Annotated in this window: 3 protein-coding genes; all 3 read left to right on the top strand. The window is 38.5% G+C overall.

Going from position 1 to position 3,920, the window contains the following annotated elements:
* The first annotated feature begins 326 nt into the window (after window positions 1-326).
* The 3 genes from AC13CC_RS00055 (at window position 327) to AC13CC_RS00045 (ending at window position 3,683) form a co-directional block, all read left to right on the top strand.
* Window positions 327-1,112, top strand: a complete 786-nt coding sequence (locus AC13CC_RS00055; protein WP_292968553.1) for a type IV toxin-antitoxin system AbiEi family antitoxin — start codon at window positions 327-329, stop codon at window positions 1,110-1,112.
* On the top strand, window positions 1,105-1,998 hold the full coding sequence (locus tag AC13CC_RS00050; protein ID WP_293290042.1) for a nucleotidyl transferase AbiEii/AbiGii toxin family protein: 894 nt from the start codon (window positions 1,105-1,107) through the stop codon (window positions 1,996-1,998). Before AC13CC_RS00055 ends, AC13CC_RS00050 begins: the two co-directional genes overlap by 8 nt.
* A 434-nt stretch (window positions 1,999-2,432) precedes the next feature.
* Window positions 2,433-3,683 carry a site-specific integrase gene (locus AC13CC_RS00045; RefSeq protein ID WP_272652008.1) on the top strand — a complete coding sequence of 417 codons (1,251 nt, stop codon included), beginning with the start codon at window positions 2,433-2,435 and terminating at the stop codon, window positions 3,681-3,683.
* Window positions 3,684-3,920 lie beyond the last annotated feature (237 nt).

Genomic DNA, 3,920 nt, shown 5'->3' with positions numbered 1-3,920 from the left:
AAAGTTCACCCCGTTCTTTTTCAGTTCTACCTCTAAGTTATCAACAAATACAAAGGTTATGAGTCTCCCCCAGACCCCCTCTTTTCAACATCATAATCTCAATAGATATAATCTATAAAACAAATCTAAAGGCCGTCCCTTTTCCGAGAAATATTTTGCGACGTTTATTTTTCGGGAATATTGTATGAATACTATCTATTACCATATTTTTTCAAGAACACATTCTTTAGAGTTAAGAAAGTTTAAAAAAATGAAAATATACAAACTAATAGTTTGTATATTTGAAACAAAATAAACTACATGAATTTGTTGTGGTTTAAAAAAAGTTGAAAACAGAAACTATCAGTTTGGAAAAAGAACAAAAAATAAACCACCTACTTAATTCACAGCCTCCAGGAGTTGTCTATTTAAGCTCATGGTTAACGGAAAAGGGGTTCTCCACACAATTGCTTAATCGATATAAAAAGAGTAATTGGATATACTCCATAGGCCCTGGAGCTTGGATGCGAGTGGGTGATACACCTACCTACCAGGGAGCATTGTTTGCATTACAAGAACAAGCTGACCAGAATATCCATCCAGGAGGTAAAACGGCCTTATCCTTATTGGGAAAGACTCATTATCTGGAGCTATCCACAAAACAAGTAACGTTGTTCGGGGGAAGCGAAGAAAAATTGCCCGCTTGGTTTTCAAAATACGATTGGGAGGTAAAAGTAAACTACTTTAGTTCCTCCTTTCTTCCACCCAATATAGGACTGCAAACTATAGAACAAGGCGCTTTTAATTTGTTGGTGTCCAACCCGACGAGGGCTTTGATGGAATGCCTGTACCTAACGCCAAAAAAACAAGAACTGGTCGAGTGTTACGAAATCATGGAGGGGTTGAACAACCTTAGGCCAAAACAGGTACGGGAACTTTTGGAGGCATGCAAGTCAGTTAAGGTAAAGCGATTATTCCTGTACATGGCAGAAAAAGCCGGACACGATTGGTTTAAATATATGAGCTTGGAAAATATAGACCTTGGAAAAGGAAAACGCTCCTTGGTAAAGGATGGTGTTTATATATCGAAATATCAAATTACTGTCCCTAAAACATTGGAGAATTATGAGTAGCTATAAGCAACAGGTTTCCCTATTGTTACAAGTGTTGCCGGAAGTGGCAAAAAAACCTGTTTTCGCATTGCATGGAGGTACGGCCATCAATCTGTTTGTACGGGATATGCCCAGATTATCTGTGGATATCGATTTGACCTACATTCCCATTGAGGACAGAAAGACATCTTTTAAGAACATTATTGAAAGTCTTGGCCAAATAAAAGCTAAACTCGAAAAAATTCTGCCGGAAGCTACAATTACCCTTAAAGAGGAAACATTGAAACTTCAAATCACGACCGTAAACGCACAGATAAAACTGGAAGTGAACCAAATCAACAGGGGTGTCATGGATGATACGGTAACGTTATCACTATGTGAAAAGACCCAAGAGGAATTTGATGCTTTCTGTGCCATACAAGTGGTTCCTTTAGGGCAGTTGTATGGCGGAAAAATCTGCGCTGCATTGGACCGTCAGCATCCTAGGGATTTGTTCGATGTAAAATATCTGTTGCAAAATGAAGGATTTACCGAAGAAATCAAAAAAGGCTTCCTATTGTTTCTTTTGAGCAGCAACCGTCCCCTTCACGAAATGTTGCATCCCAATTTTATCGACCAAAGAGAAACCTTGGTCAATCAATTTGAAGGTATGAGTGAGGAACCCTTTACCTATGAAGATTTTGAAAAGACCAGAGAGGAATTGATAAAAACAATCTATCAAAATCTAACAGAAAAAGACAAGGAGTTCTTATTGAGTTTTGGCGAAGGAACACCCAATTGGGAAATCTATGATTTTGAACGGTTTCCTGCCGTCCAATGGAAACTACAGAACCTTACAAAACTAAAAAATAGCAATCCTGAGAAGCATGAAAGCTTTGTTGCTTCACTGAAGAAAGTATTGTATTGATTATAATATATAAAGTACATGGGTTATTATAAGATTTGTTACTAAATGGGTTGATTTAATATTTAACAAATTTTATATTTGTAGGGTCAGAAAGTAAAGCAATTTACTTTGAGTTCATTTAAGTACCGTCAACAAATCGGATAACAGTTGTTTCTTAAAAGCTGTAACTGATTGATATATAAAACATTGTGTGAATGGGTTCAAACTCTGCCACCCCGACGAACCTAGAAATAGGTCACAACAAAACACTGTTAATCATTTGATTTTCAGTGTTTTTTGTTTTTTATGCATTCAATTGATTTCATTTAAAACCAAATAAAAGGTGTGCAATTCGGTGTACAACCATTAATCCGAAATGTACTAACTTTAAAGGACTTTAGGGTACGATTTGACTTTCGTCTTTACAATTTATTGTTTAACCAAAGTCATGTACAATGAAATCAAAACACACTTTCACCGTAATTTTCTTTACCAGAAAATCAAGGAGCGTCCCAAACCAATTATCCATCTATGTACGGATTACTGTGGATGGTCAACGTTCCGAGATCAGCCTAAAAAGAAACATTCCTTCCAAGGAGTGGGACAGTTCACGGAACCGGGGCAGGGGAGGTTCACAGAGAATAAGGACATTGAACGCGTATCTGGACAGCGTTTATCGTGGACTGTTGGACTGCCATAAAGAACTTTTGGAAGAGAACAGGGTCGTTTCATCAGATGCCATCAAGTCCCGTTATCTTGGCGAAGATGACAACAGCAAGACCTTAAGGGATCTTATAAAGTACCATAATGGGAATATGTCGATTGTCCTGAAAAAAGGGACGATGAAGAACTATTATACGACGGAAAAGTACCTGTATAGGTTTTTAGCCAAGAATAGAAAGGTCAACGATGTCCGCCTCAAACAGTTGAACTATGCCTTTGTAACGGATTTTGAGCATTTTTTGCGCAATTACAGAGATTCAAAGAAAAGGCTCTTATTGGGCAACAATGGGGTAATGAAACATCTGGAAAGGTTCAAGAAGATGCTCAACCTTGCCGTCAAATTGGAATGGATGGACAAGAACCCGTTCAACCAGTTCCAGTTGAAATATAACAAATATGACCGCCAGTTTCTGGACGAAGAGGAACTGGAGCAATTGGAAAGCACTGAAATGGGTAACGAACGCTTGGAGAGGATAAGGGACTGCTTTGTGTTTTCCTGTTATACAGGTCTTTCCTATGTGGATGTCAAGGAGCTGAACAGTGACAATATCGTGAAGGGGATAGACGGAAACCATTGGATAAGTACCAAGCGTGAAAAAACGGACAAGCCCGTGAAAGTCCCTTTGCTCCCAAAAGCACGGGAAATCTTGGAAAAGTATATGCAATGTCCAGAAATGGAAAATAAAGAAAGCCTGTTGCCGATCAGTTCCAACCAAAAGACCAACGCCTATTTAAAAGAGATAGCGGATTCCTGTGACATTGACAAAAACCTGACCTTTCATGTTGCAAGACATACCTTTGCAACAACCGTCATGTTGTCAAATGGTGTACCCATCGAAACAGTCTCGAAACTTCTCGGGCATAGCAAACTATCCACTACACAAATTTATGCCAGGGTCGTGGAATCCAAGATAAGTGAGGATATCGGAAATCTTTTGATTAGGTTCAAGGAAAAGACAACCAAAAAAAGTGCAGCTACTTAACTAAGAAGGGAGCGTATTTTTCGCTCCCTTTCCTTATTTATATAACTGAAATCAAACTTTAAAAAAAGCGAACGAAGCAGAGCGAAGTGCTGCAAGGCCCAAATCCTTTAGATTAGATTTCCATTTAAGAACCGTCATTGTTGATTCCTAATAGTTGGTCATCGCACTAAATCTTTGTCCTTTATTTTATGGATAACTTTGGTAGTAATCAAAAAGAGAATGGGGTGAACTCGGCCC

The organism is Flagellimonas sp. L-11, from assembly GCF_056857735.1.
Note: the sequence above shows the minus strand (reverse complement) of the source record. Positions and strands in the feature narration are given on the sequence as shown.